The sequence below is a fragment of the Ornithinimicrobium cerasi genome (assembly GCF_003702705.1).
Classification (GTDB): domain Bacteria; phylum Actinomycetota; class Actinomycetes; order Actinomycetales; family Dermatophilaceae; genus Ornithinicoccus; species Ornithinicoccus cerasi.
In genome coordinates this window covers 15,093-29,668 of the sequence record NZ_QZMN01000008.1, presented here as the reverse complement: position 1 = coordinate 29,668, position 14,576 = coordinate 15,093, and the positions used below count along the sequence as shown (strand labels likewise).

Annotated in this window: 12 protein-coding genes and 3 tRNA genes; 3 read left to right on the top strand and 12 right to left on the bottom strand. The window is 73.7% G+C overall.

Going from position 1 to position 14,576, the window contains the following annotated elements; genetic code table 11:
- Positions 1-12 precede the first annotated feature (12 nt).
- A complete protein-coding gene (locus tag D4B81_RS10415; protein ID WP_122262533.1) occupies positions 13-1,899 on the top strand; it encodes a chorismate-binding protein in 1,887 nt (628 codons plus the stop codon).
- 155 nt (positions 1,900-2,054) lie between these two features.
- On the opposite strand, the gene D4B81_RS10410 is transcribed toward D4B81_RS10415, so the two are convergent.
- The 11 genes from D4B81_RS10410 to D4B81_RS10360 all read right to left on the bottom strand — a co-directional run bounded on the left by D4B81_RS10410 (position 2,055) and on the right by D4B81_RS10360 (position 11,491).
- Complete coding sequence (locus tag D4B81_RS10410; protein ID WP_237565937.1) at positions 2,055-3,287, bottom strand: ABC transporter ATP-binding protein; 1,233 nt, start codon at positions 3,285-3,287, stop codon at positions 2,055-2,057.
- The gene (locus tag D4B81_RS10405) at positions 3,284-4,849 is read right to left on the bottom strand and encodes an ABC transporter permease (protein WP_237565936.1); all 1,566 of its coding nucleotides are present in this window, start codon (positions 4,847-4,849) and stop codon (positions 3,284-3,286) included. The genes D4B81_RS10410 and D4B81_RS10405 overlap by 4 nt, the downstream gene beginning before the upstream one ends.
- Before the next feature lie 53 nt (positions 4,850-4,902).
- Complete coding sequence (locus D4B81_RS10400) at positions 4,903-6,048, bottom strand: iron ABC transporter substrate-binding protein (RefSeq protein ID WP_122262529.1); 1,146 nt, start codon at positions 6,046-6,048, stop codon at positions 4,903-4,905.
- Between the two features lie 108 nt (positions 6,049-6,156).
- On the bottom strand, positions 6,157-7,179 hold the full coding sequence (gene fgd, locus D4B81_RS10395) for a glucose-6-phosphate dehydrogenase (coenzyme-F420) (protein WP_122262527.1): 1,023 nt from the start codon (positions 7,177-7,179) through the stop codon (positions 6,157-6,159).
- A gap of 40 nt (positions 7,180-7,219) precedes the next feature.
- Entirely contained in the window at positions 7,220-8,407 is a 1,188-nt protein-coding gene (locus D4B81_RS10390) for an acyl-CoA dehydrogenase family protein (RefSeq protein ID WP_122262747.1), read from the bottom strand.
- Positions 8,408-8,485: 78 nt separating this feature from the next.
- Positions 8,486-9,436: an acetoacetate decarboxylase family protein gene (locus D4B81_RS10385; RefSeq protein WP_122262525.1), complete on the bottom strand. Its 951-nt coding sequence runs from the start codon at positions 9,434-9,436 to the stop codon at positions 8,486-8,488.
- A gap of 104 nt (positions 9,437-9,540) precedes the next feature.
- Positions 9,541-9,614: transfer RNA gene (locus D4B81_RS10380), tRNA-Phe, on the bottom strand.
- A 74-nt stretch (positions 9,615-9,688) separates the two neighbouring features.
- Positions 9,689-10,039 (bottom strand): hypothetical protein, encoded by a 351-nt coding sequence (locus D4B81_RS10375; RefSeq protein WP_122262523.1) that lies wholly within the window; start codon positions 10,037-10,039, stop codon positions 9,689-9,691.
- 85 nt (positions 10,040-10,124) lie between these two features.
- Positions 10,125-10,198: transfer RNA gene (locus D4B81_RS10370), tRNA-Asp, on the bottom strand.
- 24 nt (positions 10,199-10,222) lie between these two features.
- Positions 10,223-10,295, bottom strand: a tRNA-Glu gene (locus D4B81_RS10365).
- 119 nt (positions 10,296-10,414) lie between these two features.
- Positions 10,415-11,491 carry a PHP domain-containing protein gene (locus tag D4B81_RS10360; protein WP_122262521.1) on the bottom strand — a complete coding sequence of 359 codons (1,077 nt, stop codon included), beginning with the start codon at positions 11,489-11,491 and terminating at the stop codon, positions 10,415-10,417.
- A gap of 11 nt (positions 11,492-11,502) precedes the next feature.
- Between D4B81_RS10360 and D4B81_RS10355 the strand changes: the two genes are divergently transcribed.
- Entirely contained in the window at positions 11,503-11,934 is a 432-nt protein-coding gene (locus D4B81_RS10355) for a GNAT family N-acetyltransferase (RefSeq protein WP_122262519.1), read from the top strand.
- Between the two features lie 82 nt (positions 11,935-12,016).
- Here D4B81_RS10355 and D4B81_RS10350 read toward each other — a convergent pair whose 3' ends face one another.
- Positions 12,017-13,471: an NAD(P)/FAD-dependent oxidoreductase gene (locus D4B81_RS10350; RefSeq protein WP_122262517.1), complete on the bottom strand. Its 1,455-nt coding sequence runs from the start codon at positions 13,469-13,471 to the stop codon at positions 12,017-12,019.
- An 84-nt stretch (positions 13,472-13,555) separates the two neighbouring features.
- Between D4B81_RS10350 and D4B81_RS10345 the strand changes: the two genes are divergently transcribed.
- Complete coding sequence (locus D4B81_RS10345; protein ID WP_122262515.1) at positions 13,556-14,551, top strand: pirin family protein; 996 nt, start codon at positions 13,556-13,558, stop codon at positions 14,549-14,551.
- The last annotated feature ends 25 nt before the right edge of the window (positions 14,552-14,576 follow it).

The following is a 14,576-nucleotide window of genomic DNA, read 5'->3' as shown; positions in this document are numbered from 1 at the left end:
ACACTGTCGCCCATGCCCCACCACCTCCTCGACCAGATCCTCGCCGACCCCTCGGGTCAGTCGTGGGCGATCCTGTGGCGGGAGGGGCAGGACCGGGTCGAGCTGGTCCTGGGCGAGGTGGAGGACCTCGACCGGTTGCGCGACCTGCCACGCCCGGGCGAGGGTGCCCCGGTGCTGGCGCTCGTCCCCTTCCGCCAGATCACCGAGCGGGGCTTCGACGCGCACGACGACGGGACCCCCCTGCGCGTGCTCCGCCCGGCCGGCCCGACGGCATACCAGCGGATCGGCCTGGAGGACCTCCTGGCCGCGCTGCCGACCGCGCCCGTCGAGGTGACCGGCGAACGGTTCAGCGTGAGCGACGACGACTACGCGCGCACCGTCGAGCGGGTGATCGAGGAGGAGATCGGCAACGGCGAGGGGGCCAACTTCGTCATCCGCCGGGACGTGCTCGCGCACACCGACGCCGACCCCGCGACGGCCGCCCTCACCTGGCTGCGCACCCTGCTGGCCGACGAGCGCGGCGCCTACTGGACGTTCGCCGTGCACACCCCCGGCCACACGCTCGTCGGCGCCACGCCCGAGCGGCACGTCAGCGTGCGCGACGGCCGGGTCTGGATGAACCCCATCTCGGGGACCTTCCGCCACCCGCTCGACGACCCGGACGGAGCCCAGCTGCGCGAGTCCTTCTCAGAGTTCGTCAAGGACACCAAGGAGACCGAGGAGCTCTTCATGGTGGTCGACGAGGAGATGAAGATGATGGCGCAGATCTGCTCCCACGGCGGCCGGATCACCGGGCCGGCGCTGAAGCAGATGGCGCACCTGACGCACACGGAGTACCTCCTCGACGGGGCCAGCGAGGCCGACGTCCGCGACGTGCTGCGGGCGACGATGTTCGCGCCGACCGTGACCGGCTCGCCGATGGAGAACGCGTGCACCGTCATCAGGCGGCACGAGCCGGACGGGCGAGGCTACTACTCCGGCGTGCTCGCGCTGCTGGACCTCGACGAGGAGGGCGGGGAGCGCCTCGACGCGCCGATCCTCATCCGCACCGCCCACGTCGACGGGTCCGGGACCATCACGGTCAGCGCCGGGGCCACGCTCGTGCGGCACAGCGACCCCCGCTCGGAGGTCGCCGAGACGGCGGCCAAGGCGCGCGGGATGCTCGCCGCGCTGGGGCTGCGCCCCCGCCGCGACCTCGGGTATGCCGTGCAGCTCGCCTCGCTCCCCGGCGTCGCCGAGGACCTCGCCGCGCGCAACGAGTCGCTGTCGCCGTTCTGGTTGAGCCCGCAGGAGAGCCGGCCCGACCCGCTGCTCGTCGGGCGACGCGTGCTCGTGGTCGACGCCGAGGACACCTGGACCCAGATGCTGGCGCACATGGTGCGGCACGTCGGGATGGTCGCCGACGTGCGGCGCTGGGAGCGGGTGTCGGAGGCGGACGTCGCGGACCCCGCCTGGGACCTCGTGCTCCTCGGGCCGGGGCCGGGCGACCCGACCGACCTGGCGGAGGAGCGGATCGTGCGGCTGCGTGCGCTCGTCGCGGCCCGGCTCGACAGCGGCCTGCCGACCCTCGCGGTGTGCCTCTCGCACCAGGTGCTCGCCGCGCTGGCGGGGCTGGAGATCACCAAGCTCGCCCGCCCCAACCAGGGGGTGCAGCTGCCCGTGGACCTCTGGGGCGACGTGCGGCGCATCGGGTTCTACAACACCTTCGTCGCGAGGCCGCCGGTCGGCGAGCTGTCGGTGGCGGGCCGGCCGCTGGAGGTCGCCGTGCACGAGCCGGACGACGCGGTGGTGGCCCTGCGCGGCCCGGGCGTCGCCACGATCCAGGGGCACGCCGAGTCGGTCCTCTCCCGCGACGGGCTCGTGGCGCTGCACGGGCTGCTGCTGCACGCGCTGGCGTAGCGGCCGACAGGGCCGGCAGCAGTGGTCTGCCGGCATCCAGGAGCGAGGGGGCCGGAACCGGGGCCACGCTCCGCGGCGCACCGTGGTGGATCGGTGTCGCCCCAGCAGCACCGACCCACCCCAGACGTGCGGAGGCCGGCGGTGCGGGGGTGGGCTCAGAGGCCGCCAGGGGGGACGGCGCGGCATACCCCCTCGACCCAGGCCAGCATGCGCTCGCCGGGGCGCGGCGGGTGGGCGCCGGTGCGGGCCCGGGCCGTCCGGCCGCCCGGGAGCTCGAGGGTGACGAGGGCGTCGTGGCCGTGGAAGTCGACGGAGCGGACGACCGTCCGCACGGCGCCGGCGCCCGCGTCGGCGGAGAGGCCGTCGCCCCGGTCGGGGACCAGGTGCACCTGCTCGGGACGGAGCACGACGTGCGAGGCGGCCGGGCCGCCGTCGAGGACGCTGACCGGACCCAGCGGCGTGTCGAGCCGGTCGCCGTGGCCCTGGGTGACCTCGAGCAGCTCGGCCTCGCCGACGAAGGTCGCGACCCAGGCGTCGACCGGCGTCGTGTAGACCTCCTCGGGCGTGCCGACCTGGCGCAGGCGCCCGTCGCACATGACGGCGACGCGGTCGGCCATCGACAGCGCCTCGCCCTGGTCGTGGGTGACGAGGATGGCGGTGGCGCCGGCCTCGCGCAGGGCCGTGCGCACGTCGGCCCGCAGCTCCGTGCGCAGCGAGGCGTCGAGGGCGCTGAACGGCTCGTCGAGGAGCACCAGCGGGGGGTGCGGGGCCAGCGCGCGGGCGAGCGCGACCCGCTGCTGCTGCCCGCCGGAGAGCTCGTGCGGCATCCGCGACCCCATCCCGGCGAGGCCGACCATCTCCAGGCACTCCTCGATGCGGGCCGCGCGGGCACCGGCCCTGACGACGCCCCCGCCCGTGCCGCCCGTGGCGTCCCGGCCCTGGCGCCCCCCGCGCAGCGCCCGTCCCGCGCGTGCGCCGAAGCCGTCCGCGGCGAGGCCGAAGCCGACGTTCTCGCTGACCGACAGGTGGGGGAAGAGCGCGCCCTCCTGGGGGACGACCGCGACGTGGCGACGGTGCGGGGGAAGGTGGATCCCCGGCAGCGCGACGGCCCGCCCGCCCAGCGCCACCCGGCCCGAGTCGATGCGCTCGAAGCCGGCCATGCACCGCAGCAGGGTCGTCTTGCCGCAGCCCGAGGGGCCGAGCACCGCGACGAACTCGCCGGCGTCCAGGGTCAGGCTCACCTGCTCGAGCGCGGCGACCGCACCGAAGGCCTTGCTCACCCCGACCACCTCCACGGCGTGCGGCACGTGGGTGGACCGCGCGTCGGTGGTGGCGGTGGGCATCGGCGCTCCGTCGCTCTCGGTGCTGAACAGGCTGGTCAGCCTCATGCTTTCACGCCCTCCAGGAGGTCGGTGGCGCCTGTCTCGTCGATCCGCACCGGCCGCAGCGGCTCGCGCTCCCCGGCGGCGGGCAGGATGCCGCTGCGCCGGACGATGAGCCAGGTCGGCACCGCGGCCAGCGCCACGAGGACGAGGGCGTAGGGCGCCGCCTCGGCGTAGCGACCGATCGCGGTCGCGCTCCACAGCCGGGTGGCCAGGGTGTCCATGCCGGTCGGGCGCAGCAGCAGCGTCGCCGGCAGCTCCTTCATCGCGGTGAGGAAGACGAGAGCCGCGCCCGCGCCGATGCCGGGCAGCGTCAGCGGCAGGGTGACCCGGCGGAACACCTCGGCGGGCGAGCGACCCAGCGCCGAGGCGGCCTCCTCCAGCGACGGCGGGGCCTGGGCCGCGGCCGAGGCCACCGCGCCCACGCCGAGCGGGAGGAACAGCGTGGCGTAACCCAGCGCGAGCAGCCACGTCGTCTGGTACAGCGGCAGCGCCACCGTCACCCCGAAGAAGACGAGCGAGAGCCCGACGACGACACCCGGCAGGCTGTGCGCCAGGTAGGCGGCGCGCTCCAGCGCCCGGCTCAGCCGGCCGGGGTGCCGGGCGGCGAGGATGCCGACGGGCAGCGCGAGCAGCATCGTCAGCAGCGCGCCGAGCAGCGAGGCCGTGAGGGAGCCGGCGGCCGCGTCCCAGAGCCGTCCCACCGCGTCGGCGCCCGACGTGCCGCTCGTCATCCACCGCACCAGGGACAGGGCCGGCACGCCCAGGGCCGCGAGGAGGACCGCCGCGAGAGCGGCGGACCCGGCCCAGCGCCATACCCCGAGGTCGGCGGCCCGGGCGGGGCGGGTGACGTGGGTCCCGGAGAAGCGCGCCCCGGCCCGGCGGGTGCGCCCCTCGACGGTGAGCACGAGGACCGTGACGAGCACGAGGAGGGTGGCGAGGGTGAGCGCGCCCTGGCGGTTGAAGCCGGCGCTGAACGCGGTGAAGACGGCGCGCGTGAAGGTGTCGAGGCGCAGGATCGAGACGGCACCGAAGTCGGCGAGCACGTAGAGGACCGCGAGGAGGGCGCCGCCGGCGATGGCCGGCCGCACCTGGGGGAGGGTGACGGTGAGGAGGGTATGCAGCGGGCCGCGTCCGAGGGAGCGCGCCACCTCCTCCTGGGCCGGGTCGACCCGCACCAGCGCCACCGCGACGGGCAGGTAGACGTAGGGGTAGGTGTAGAGCGTGAGGACGACCGAGGCCGCGACGAACCCCTCGAAGCGGGTGCCCGGGTCGGTCGTCCACAGGTCGGCCACCGAGACCCAGGTGAAGGCGGCGACATAGCTGGGGACGGCCAGCGGCAGGGCCATCAGCACCGCGAGGGCACGCCGGCCGGGGGTGTTGCTGCGGGTGACCAGCCAGGCGGCGCCGACGCCGATGAGGAGGCAGGCCGCGGTGACGACGACCGCGAGGAGCAGCGAGGTGGTGGCCAGCCGGGCTGTCCGCTCGGTGGCCACGGTCTCCAGCCACGCACCCAGACCCCCCTGGCCGGTCCGGAGGACCAGGTAGACCAGGGGGATCAGCGCCACCGCCGTGGCCACGAGGGCCCCGGCGGTGAGCGCAGGGTGCGGGCGTCGGGTGCTCAGAGCAGACCGGCCTCGGTGATCATCTCGATCGTCCGCTGGAGGTCGTCGAGGTCGTTGAGGTCGATCTCGGGCGTCTCCAGCTCGTCGAGGGCGGGGAGGCCGGCGGGGGTGCCGACCCCCTCGATCATCGGGTACTCGTGGGTCTCCTCGACGAAGTAGGTCTGGCCCGCCTCGGAGAGCAGGTAGTCGACGAGGGCCTGGCCCTCGGCGTCGGCCTGCTCGCCGACCAGCCCGATGCCGGAGATGTTGACGAGCGCCCCGGCGTCGCCGGCGGGGAAGAAGTGCAGGGCCGCGTTCAGGTCGTCGGCGGGGACGCCCTGCTCGTCGGCGAGCTCGTAGAGGTAGTAGTGGTTGACCAGACCCGCGTCGATGGCGCCGGAGTCGACGTCGGCGACGATCATGCCGTTGCGCTCGCGAACCTGGGGGTCGTTGGCGGCCAGTCCGTCCAGCCACTGCGCCGCGGCGTCGTCACCCTCGAGGACGCGCAGAGCGGTGACGAAGGACTGGAAGGAGGCGTTGGTCGGGGCGATCCCGACCCGGCCGGTCCACGCGGGCTCGGTGAGCTCGGCGACGGTCTCGGGGAGCTCGTCCTCGCTCACCGCCTCCTTGTTGTAGACGAGGACGCGGGAGCGCCCGGTCAGCCCGACCCAGTCGCCCTGCGCGGACTCGTAGGTGTCGGGGACGAGGTCGAGCGTCTCGGCGGGCAGCTCGCCGAGCAGCCCTTCCCGGGCGACGGCGCCGAGCGCGCCGGCGTCCTGGGCCAGGAAGACCTCGGCGGGGGAGTTGTCGCCCTCCTCGAGCAGCTGCGCGGCCATCGCGGCGGTGTCGCCGTAGCGGACCTCGACCGCGATCCCGGTCTCGTCGGTGAACGCGTCCAGCACCGGCTGGACGAGCTCCTCGTTACGCCCGGAGTAGAGGACGAGGGTGCCGTCACCCTCGGCGGCGGCCGGTGCCGGCGAGCTGGCGTCGCCGGTGCCGGCGGCGTCGTCGGAGGTCTCGGTCGTGTCGTCGGAGGTCTCGTCGACCGCGGCGTCCTCGGTCGCGGTGCCGGCCGGGGCCTCCTCCTCGACGCTGCAGGCGGCCAGGCCCAGGACGAGGGTGGTGGAGGCGGCGAGGCCGACGAGGCGGGTGATCGGGGTCATGAACGGTGCATCCTTGTCGCGCGGGGACTTAGGGTCGGCTAACTTCACCACAGCAACGACCCTCTGCGCAAAATACGTGACCCGGGTCACGACGTCCGGCGTGCGGGGTCAGGGCAGGGCGCTGCCCAACGAGCGCAGCGGATCGGCGAGGTCCTCGGCGAACTGCTCCAGGAAACGACGCTGGTCGTGCCCCGGCGCGTGCAGGACGAGGTGGTTGAAGCCCGCCTCGACGTAGGGCCGGACCTGGTCCACGACCTCGGCCGGGTCGCTGGCCACGATCCACCGTCGCGCGACCTGCTCGATCGGCAGCGCGTCCGCGGCGCGCTCCATCTCCACGGGATCGCTGATGCTGTGCTTCTGCTCGGCGGTCAGCGACAGCGGCGCCCAGAACCGGGTGTTCTCCAGCGCGGCGTCGTGGTCGCGGTCGTAGGACACCTTGATCTCGATCATCCGGTCGATCGGCCGCTCCGGGTCCGCGGACGCGGCGCGTCCCTCCTGCACGGCGGGCAGCAGCTGCTCGGTGTACAGCTCCATGCCCTTGCCGCTGGTGCAGATGAAGCCCTCGCCCACCCGCCCGGCGTACTTCGCCATCGTGGGCCCGCCGGCGGCGACGTAGACCGGCACCCGCTCGGCGGGCACGTCATACAGGGTGGCGTCCTGGGTGCGGTAGAAGTCACCCTCGAAGGTGGTCCGCTCCCCGTCCCAGAGCGCCCTGATCAGCCGCACCGACTCGCGCAGCCTGGCGAAGCGCTCCTTGAAGTCTGGCCAGTCCGTGCGGGCGCCGGTGGCGATCTCGTTGAGCGCCTCCCCGGAGCCGACACCCATCACCACCCTGCCGGGGTGGAGGCAGCCCATCGTCGCGAACGCCTGGGCGAGGACGGCCGGGTTGTAGCGGTAGGTCGGGGTGAGCACCGAGGTCCCCAGCACCAGGGAGCTCGTGCGCTCGCCGACCGCCGTCATCCAGGCGATCGCGAACGGCGCGTGCCCGCCCTCGTGCCGCCACGGCTGGAAGTGGTCGCTGACGAAGGCGGTCTGCATCCCCGCCTCCTCCGCGGCGACGCCGAGCTCGACGAGCTCACGCGGGCCGAACTGCTCCGCGGAGGCCTTGTAGCCGAGGGTGAGGGGGGTCATGGGTGCTCCTTCTGGGGGTGGCGCGGGGTAGGCCGGGACGTCACCGGAACGCCTGCACGCCGGTGAGCGCCTGGCCGATGGTCAGCGCGTGCATCTCGCTCGTGCCCTCGTAGGTGAGGACCGACTCGAGGTTGTTGGCGTGCCGCATGACGGGATAGTCGAGGGTGATGCCGTTGGCGCCCAGGATGGTGCGCGTGGTCCGGGCGATCTCCAGCGCCTCGCGGACGTTGTTGAGCTTGCCGAGGCTGACCTGGGCCGGCGCGAGGCCGCGGGCGTCCTTGGCCCGGCCGAGGTGCAGGGCCAGGAGGAGGGCCTTGCCGTACTCCAGCGTCATGTCCGCGAGCTTGGCCTGGGTGAGCTGGAAGCCGCTGATCGGCCGGTCGAACTGCACGCGGCTGCCCGCGTAGTCGAGAGCGGTGAGGAGGCAGTCGCGTGCGGCGCCCACCGCCCCGAAGACGATGCCGAAGCGGGCCTCGTTGAGGCAGCCGAGCGGTCCCTTCAGGCCCTGGGCGCCGGGCAGCTCCGCCGAGGCCGGCAGCCGGAGGCCCTCGAGCACGAGCTCGCTGGTCACCGAGGCGCGCAGCGACATCTTGTGCCGCACGTCGGTGGCCGTGAAGCCAGAGGTGCCGGCGGGGACGACGAAGCCTCGGATCCCGTCGTCGGTCTGCGCCCACACGACGGCCACGTCGGCGACGGAGCCGTTGGTGATCCACATCTTGGTCCCGTCCAGGACCCAGTCACCGCCGTCGCGGCGCGCGGTCGTGCGCATCCCGGCGGGGTCCGAGCCGTGGTCGGGCTCGGTGAGGCCGAAGCAGCCGATGGCCTCACCGGTCGCCATCCGCGGCAGCCACTCGCGGCGGTGGTCCTCGCTGCCGTAGGCGTGCAGCGCGTGCATCGCGAGCGAGCCCTGCACGCTGACGAGCGAGCGGACGCCGGAGTCAGCCGCCTCCAGCTCCAGGCAGGCCAGCCCGTAGGCCGTCGCGCTCGTCCCCGCGGAGCCGTAGCCCTCAAGGTGCATGCCCAGGACACCGACCCGGCCCAGCTCGAGGGCGAGCTCGCGGGCAGGCAGCTCGCCCGCCTCGTACCAGCCGGCGACGTGGGGGCGGACGGTGTCGGTGACGACGTCGCGCACGGTGTCCCGGATCGCCTTCTCCTCATCGTCGAGGAGGTGGTCGACGTCGAGGAGGTCGTCGGGCGCGACCGGTGGCCGCAGTCTGCGGGTCGTCATCGGGTCGTCCTCCTGGCACATGGTCACCTGCTCGGCACGGGCCGTTGCGGCCCGTCCCGAGTAGGTAACCACGGCCGGTCAGCCGACGGGGGAGGGGGCTCCCACCGCCCGCACGTCCAGCGGCACCGCGTACTGGTCCAGCGGCGGGGTGTCGGGGTAGTCGACCGTGTACCGACCGAACCGGGGTTCCACGGCGGGCACGAACCCTGCGTAGGGCTGGGCCGCCCCCACGTCGACCGGTGGGCCGAGGACCAGCCGGGCGTCGACGTGGTTGACGGTCACCAGCGCCGCCGGGTCGGTCTCGAGCTCACGGAGCCGCTCGGCCACCGGGTGCAGGCCCGGCAGGGAGAGGTCCCCGTTGCCGCCGCGGAGCATCGTCTGGCGGTGCCCGAAGAAGCGCCCCATGGTCTCCACGAGCCGGCCGTCCAGCTCGGAGTACATGATCACCGGGGCATGGTCCGGGTGCACGTGACCGTGCAGCGAGGCGTGCAGCACCAGGATGCCGTGGTCGCCCTCGGTGACCGTGACGCAGCGCCGGGTCGGGCTGTCGTGGAAGGCGAGGTCGGCGACGAAGGCCGGGAAGCCGTAGGCGGTGCGGCCGGACTCCGCGGCCACGGCGGTGGTGACCGGCATGTGCAGGACGAACCCCCGCAGGGGATGCCCGTAGGGGGCCAGGCCGGGGATCTCCGGGTCGGCGGCGAGGACGACCCCGACCACGACCTCGGCGTACGGCGGCAGGAGCAGGGTCGTGCCCGCCTCGTCGCGCGTCGTGACGTCGCGGTAGCGCATCGCGGCGACGAACACGAGACCGCGCCCGTCGAACCAGCGGGCGGGGTGCAGCTCGTCGCTGGGCACCAGCTCCCGGACCTTCTCGTAGGAGGCGGTGTGGATCGTCTGGAAGGCGTCGACCCGGTGGATCGCCGTGCGTCCGCGCACCACCCTGACCCCGGCCCCGTGGTCCTCCTCCCAGCGGAAGAAGTCGGCGTCGACGGTGCTCGTCGGCGGGGTGGGCAGGTCGGTGGTGGTCATGGGACCATTCTACTACCGCAAGTAGTAGGCTGACCAGGGTATGGACGGGCTCCGGGCATGCGAAAGCCGCGGGGGCTCAGGGGCGGCCCCGCGGCTTGTCGCTGTGGCCAGGGGCGGGGTCGAACCGCCGACCTTCCGATTTTCAGTCGGACGCTCGTACCAACTGAGCTACCTGGCCCTGCACAGAAGTGTCCCGGTCGGGACCGGAACGCAGATCACTATACCCGACACCCCGGCCCGGGCCACGGCTCCTCAGGCGGAGGTCGCGTCGAGGTGCTGCAGCAGGTCGTGGGCGGCCAGCTCGACCTCCTTGTGCCGCCACTGGGCCGCCCTGAAGACGCAGGCGATGAGGGCCGAGCGGTGGACGCGTCGGAAGTCGCCGTAGGCGAAGGCGTACCTGGCCTTGGTGTCGTCCGCGGCGCCGGCGGTCAGGCCGAGGTGCCAGACGGCATACTCCGCGAAGGTGTGCCGGCCGAGGTAGGCGTTCTGGCTCTCGGCATCCGGTTGCACGTCCGACCACTCGCTGTCCAGGACGTACTGGCGGGCGTCGATCAGCTCGCGGCAGCGCGCGACCCCCGCGTCGTTGAGCTCGTAGGTGGCCATGCCCCATGCTGGCGCGTCCGGCCGACCCCCCGCACGACGAAGCGGCGTGGCCCGGACCTGACGGTCCGGACCACGCCGCTGACGGCGACCCCGACGGGACTCGAACCCGCGACCTCCGCCGTGACAGGGCGGCGCGCTAACCAACTGCGCTACGGGGCCTCGTGAACAGGACGAGACCTGGTGCATCCCCAACGGGATTCGAACCCGTGTTACCGCCGTGAAAGGGCGGGGTCCTAGGCCACTAGACGATGGGGACCTGTCCTGCTCGGTCCCTCGCTCGTAGCCCTGCTCGGATCCGCTGAGGACAGTGAGTGAATATACGTGATGGAGGGCGCGGGCACCAAAACGGCGGCCCGGCCCCGACGTCCACGCTGGTCAGGAGCCTGGTGGCCCGCCGGACGCCCAGTCCACCAGCTGCTGGACCGGCCAGGTGTTGACCACCCGCTCGAGGGGCACGCCGTAGCGCTGCGCGCGCTCGCACCCGTAGTCCAGGAAGTCCAGCTGCCCCGGCGCGTGCGCGTCGGTGCTCAGCGCGAAGAGGCAGCCGGTCTCGATCGCCAGGGTGAGCAGCTCGCCCGGGGGGTCCTGCCGCTCCGGGCGTGAGTTGATCTCCACCGCAGTGCCGGTCTCGGCGCAGGCCTCGAAGACCGCGCGGGCGTCGAAGGTGCTCGGCGGCCGCGCCCGCCCGCCCGAGCGGGCCCCCCGGTCACCCGCGCGCGGCATCACCCGGCGTCCGGTGCAGTGGCCCAGCACGTTGGTCAGCGGGTTGCGCACCGCCGCGACCATCCTCCGGGTCATCGCCGGGGACTCCATCGTCAGCTTGGAGTGCACGGACGCGACGCGGACGTCGAGCGCGGCGAGCAGGTCGGGTTCCTGGTCGAGGGCGCCGTCGTCGAGGATGTCGACCTCGATCGCTCTGAGCAGCGTGAACGACGGCCCGGTGTGCGCGTTGATCGCGTCGACGACCCCGATCTGGCGGCGCAGGCGGTCGGCGGTGAGCCCGTGGGCGACCGTCAGCCGGGGGGAGTGGTCGGTGAGCGCGAGGTAGTCGTGCCCGAGCTCCATCGCCGAGGCCACCATCTCCTCGATGGGCGACCCGCCGTCGGACCAGTCGGAGTGGCTGTGCAGGTCGCCGCGCAGCGCCGCACGCACCGTCCCGCCGCCCTCGACGAGAGGACCGGTCACGTCCGCCTCCAGCTCGGCGAGCTTGTCCGGCACGCGACCGGCGGCGGCCTGCTCGATGACGGCGGACGTCGAGGTCCCGATGCCGGCGAGCTCGGTGAGGGTGCCTGCCCGGACGCGGCGGCGGACCTCGTCCTCGCCGAGAGGCAGGATCACCTTCGCGGCGTTGCGGTAGGCCTCGACGCGGCGGGACTCCGCGCGGCTGCGCTCGAGCAGGAAGGCGATGCGGCGCAGGGCGTCGACCGGCTCGGGCACGGCGGGCTGGCTCATAGGCTCAGGGTATGCCGCACGTCCGCGCCGCCCGCCTGCCCGAGATGGACCCGCTCACGCTCTACACGCTGCTCCGGCTGCGCGTCGACGTGTTCGTCGTCGAGCAGCAGTGCCCCTACCCGGAGCTCGACGGCGTCGACGCGGAGCCCGGGACGCAGCACCTGTGGGTCGAGGTCGACGGGTCGCCGGTCGCCACGCTGCGCACCTACGTCGACGCGGACGGAGGCGCGCACCTCGGCCGGGTCGCGACCGCCGCGGCGCACCGCGGACAGGGGTATGCCGCCGCGCTCGTGGAGGAGGCGCTGCGCCGGTGCGGGGAGCGCCCCGTCCGCATCGGGGCGCAGACCTACCTCGAGGGGTGGTACGGCCGGTTCGGCTTCGTGCGGGACGGCGCGGACTACCTGGACGACGGCATACCCCACCTGCCGATGCGTCGCGGATGACTGTGCGTGGCTGTCGTGTCACGACGGTCGTCCGGGCGACGCCTGGGACACGACAGCCGCGCACCGCCATGGCGTGCGGAGGTCAGGACGCGGAGCCCGGGGGCATCGTCTCCGGTGCCGGGTCCGGCTGGGCCCCGGGCACCTTGCGCAGGGACGAGCGCAGGAAGTCCTCCCCGAGGTACTCCAGCGCGAGGCGGGCGAGGACCTGCTGCTCGGTGACCGTGCGCTCGGAGCGGTCCTGCCCGACGAAGCTCACCGCCCAGTGCATGAGCGTCTGGATCTGGCTCTTGAAGCCGATGATGTAGAACAGGTGGACCGCCAGCCAGGCCACCCAGGCCGGGTAGCCCGTCAGCTCGATCCTGTCCCGCTTCATGACCGCCCGGAACCGGGAGATGGTGGCCATCGACCCCTTGTCGAAGTAGCGGAACGGCTGGCCGGTCTCCTCGCCGCGCAGCCGGCGCAGGATCTGGTCGGCCGCGTGGCGCCCGCCCTGGATCGCGCCCTGGGCGACGCCTGGCACGCCGTCGATCGCGGTGAGGTCGCCGACGGCGTACACCTCGGGGTGGCCCGGCAGGCTGAGGTCGGGGTTGACCGAGATCCGCCCGGACCGGTCCAGGGTCGCCCCGGTCTGCGCGGCGAGCTGGCGGGTGAGGGGGTTGGCCTGGACGCCCGCCGCCCAGACCTTGGTGGTGGCCTCGATGCGCTCCTGGGAGCCGTCGCGCTCCTCGACGACCAGGCCCTCCGCGTCGACGTCGACGACCTTGGCGCCGAGGCGCACCTCGATGCCGAGCTTGGTGAGGTCCCGGGCGGTCCGCTCGGACAGCCGGGGGCCGAAGCTCGTGAGCACGGTGTCGGCCGCGTCCAGGAGGACGATACGGGCCCGGCTCGGGTCGATGTGCCGGAACTCCCGCGCCAGCGTCCGCTTGCTCAGCTCGGCCAGCTGCCCGGCCATCTCCACGCCGGTCGGTCCGGCGCCGACCACGACGAAGGTGAGCAGCCGGTCGATGACCTCGTCCCGCCCGGAGGCGGCGGCGACCTCGGCCATCTCGAAGGCGCCGTAGATCCGGCCGCGCAGCTCCAGGGCGTCGTCGATGGTCTTCATGCCCGGGGCGAACTCGGCGAAGCTGTCGTTGCCGAACCACGACTGGTCGGCACCGGCCGCGACGATGAGGCTGTCGTAGGAGTAGGTGGTGGCCTGGCCGACGGCGGTGGCGATGACCTGGCGGGCTGCGAGGTCGATCTCGGTCACCTCGCCCAGGAGCACGCTGGCGTTGGCCTGGCGCGCGAGGACGTCGCGGGTGGTGGGCGCGATGACGCCCTCGGAGAGGATGCCCGTGGCGACCTGGTAGAGCAGCGGCTGGAAGAGGTGGTGGCTGGTCCGGCCCAGCATGGTGACGGCCACCTCGGGGGCGTCGAGCGCCTTCGTGGCGAAGAGCCCGCCGAAGCCGGAGCCGATGATCACGACGCGGTGCGGGGAGCCTGGCTCGGGAGTGGTGGACGGTGCGGCCGCGGGGGTCGTGTCGGGCTGGGCGCTCATACCTTCGTCAGCGTAGTGACGGGTGCGATGCTTCCGCACGACGAAGTTACGTAGGTCACCGCTCGGGTGCGCCAGACTGGGTTCATGAGCGACCTGCAGCGCCACCCTGACGAGCACACCAGCGGGAGGGACGCCACCCACCCGGGGTCCAGCGTCATCCCGCCGCGCGAGGTGCCGCTGGGCGGGCCCCGGGCGATGACCGTCCGTCGCACGCTGCCCGCGCGGGGGCGGACGATGATCGGTGCGTACTGCTTCGTGGACCACTACGGGCCCGACGACGTGGCGGCCACGGGCGGCATGGTGGTCCCTCCCCACCCGCACACCGCCCTGCAGACGGTGAGCTGGCTCTTCAGCGGGGAGGTCGAGCACCGCGACAGCACCGGCGTCGTCGCCCGGGTCGTCCCGGGGGAGCTCAACCTCATGACGGCCGGCCGCGGCGTCTGCCACAGCGAGGTGTCGGTCACCACCCCCGGCGCCGAGCGCATCCTCCACGGTGTCCAGCTGTGGACCGCGCTGCCCCTGGACGCCGTGGACGTCGCGCCGACCTTCGAGCACCACGAGCCGGAGCCGGTGGTGCTCGACGGCGCCCGGGTCCGCGTGTTCCTGGGCGAGCTGCGGCTGCCCGGCGGGAGGCGGACCTCCTCACCGGTGCGGACGTTCACACCCCTGCTGGGGGCCGAGGTGAGGATGGAGCCGGGGGCGGAGCTGACGCTCGACCTCGACCCAGGCTTCGAGCACGGGCTCCTCCTCGACCGGGGGACGCTCAGCGTGAACGGCGGGTGCATGCTGCCGGTGAGCCACCTCCTGCACGAGGCGCCGGGACCGACGTCGATGACGCTCGCGGCCGGCGAGGACGGGGCCGACCTCATCCTGCTCGGCGGGCCGCCCTTCGGCGAGGAGGTCGTCATGTGGTGGAACTTCATCGGCCGCACGCACGAGGACGTCGTGGCGGCCCGCGAGCAGTGGCAGTCCGAGCTCGGGCACGACCCGGACGGTCGGTTCGGGTCCTTCGACTACCCCGGCGGGGAGTCGCTCCCCGCACCCACCCTGCCTCCGGTGCGGCTGCGCCCCCGGGCGTAGCGCGCGCCGTGGCCGCCGTCCGCCG

What these genes read in the sequence shown, in the direction of transcription:
- D4B81_RS10375 (WP_122262523.1), bottom strand. Translation starts at nt 10,039, where the DNA reads ATGGCCACCTACGAGCTCAACGACGCGGGGGTCGCGCGCTGCCGCGAG.
- D4B81_RS10360 (WP_122262521.1), bottom strand. Translation starts at nt 11,491, where the DNA reads ATGAGCCAGCCCGCCGTGCCCGAGCCGGTCGACGCCCTGCGCCGCATC.
- D4B81_RS10390 (WP_122262747.1), bottom strand. Translation starts at nt 8,407, where the DNA reads ATGACGACCCGCAGACTGCGGCCACCGGTCGCGCCCGACGACCTCCTC.
- D4B81_RS10415 (WP_122262533.1), top strand. Translation starts at nt 13, where the DNA reads ATGCCCCACCACCTCCTCGACCAGATCCTCGCCGACCCCTCGGGTCAG.
- D4B81_RS10385 (WP_122262525.1), bottom strand. Translation starts at nt 9,436, where the DNA reads ATGACCACCACCGACCTGCCCACCCCGCCGACGAGCACCGTCGACGCC.
- D4B81_RS10400 (WP_122262529.1), bottom strand. Translation starts at nt 6,048, where the DNA reads ATGACCCCGATCACCCGCCTCGTCGGCCTCGCCGCCTCCACCACCCTC.
- fgd (WP_122262527.1), bottom strand. Translation starts at nt 7,179, where the DNA reads ATGACCCCCCTCACCCTCGGCTACAAGGCCTCCGCGGAGCAGTTCGGC.
- D4B81_RS10350 (WP_122262517.1), bottom strand. Translation starts at nt 13,471, where the DNA reads ATGAGCGCCCAGCCCGACACGACCCCCGCGGCCGCACCGTCCACCACT.
- D4B81_RS10410 (WP_237565937.1), bottom strand. Translation starts at nt 3,287, where the DNA reads ATGAGGCTGACCAGCCTGTTCAGCACCGAGAGCGACGGAGCGCCGATG.
- D4B81_RS10345 (WP_122262515.1), top strand. Translation starts at nt 13,556, where the DNA reads ATGAGCGACCTGCAGCGCCACCCTGACGAGCACACCAGCGGGAGGGAC.
- D4B81_RS10355 (WP_122262519.1), top strand. Translation starts at nt 11,503, where the DNA reads ATGCCGCACGTCCGCGCCGCCCGCCTGCCCGAGATGGACCCGCTCACG.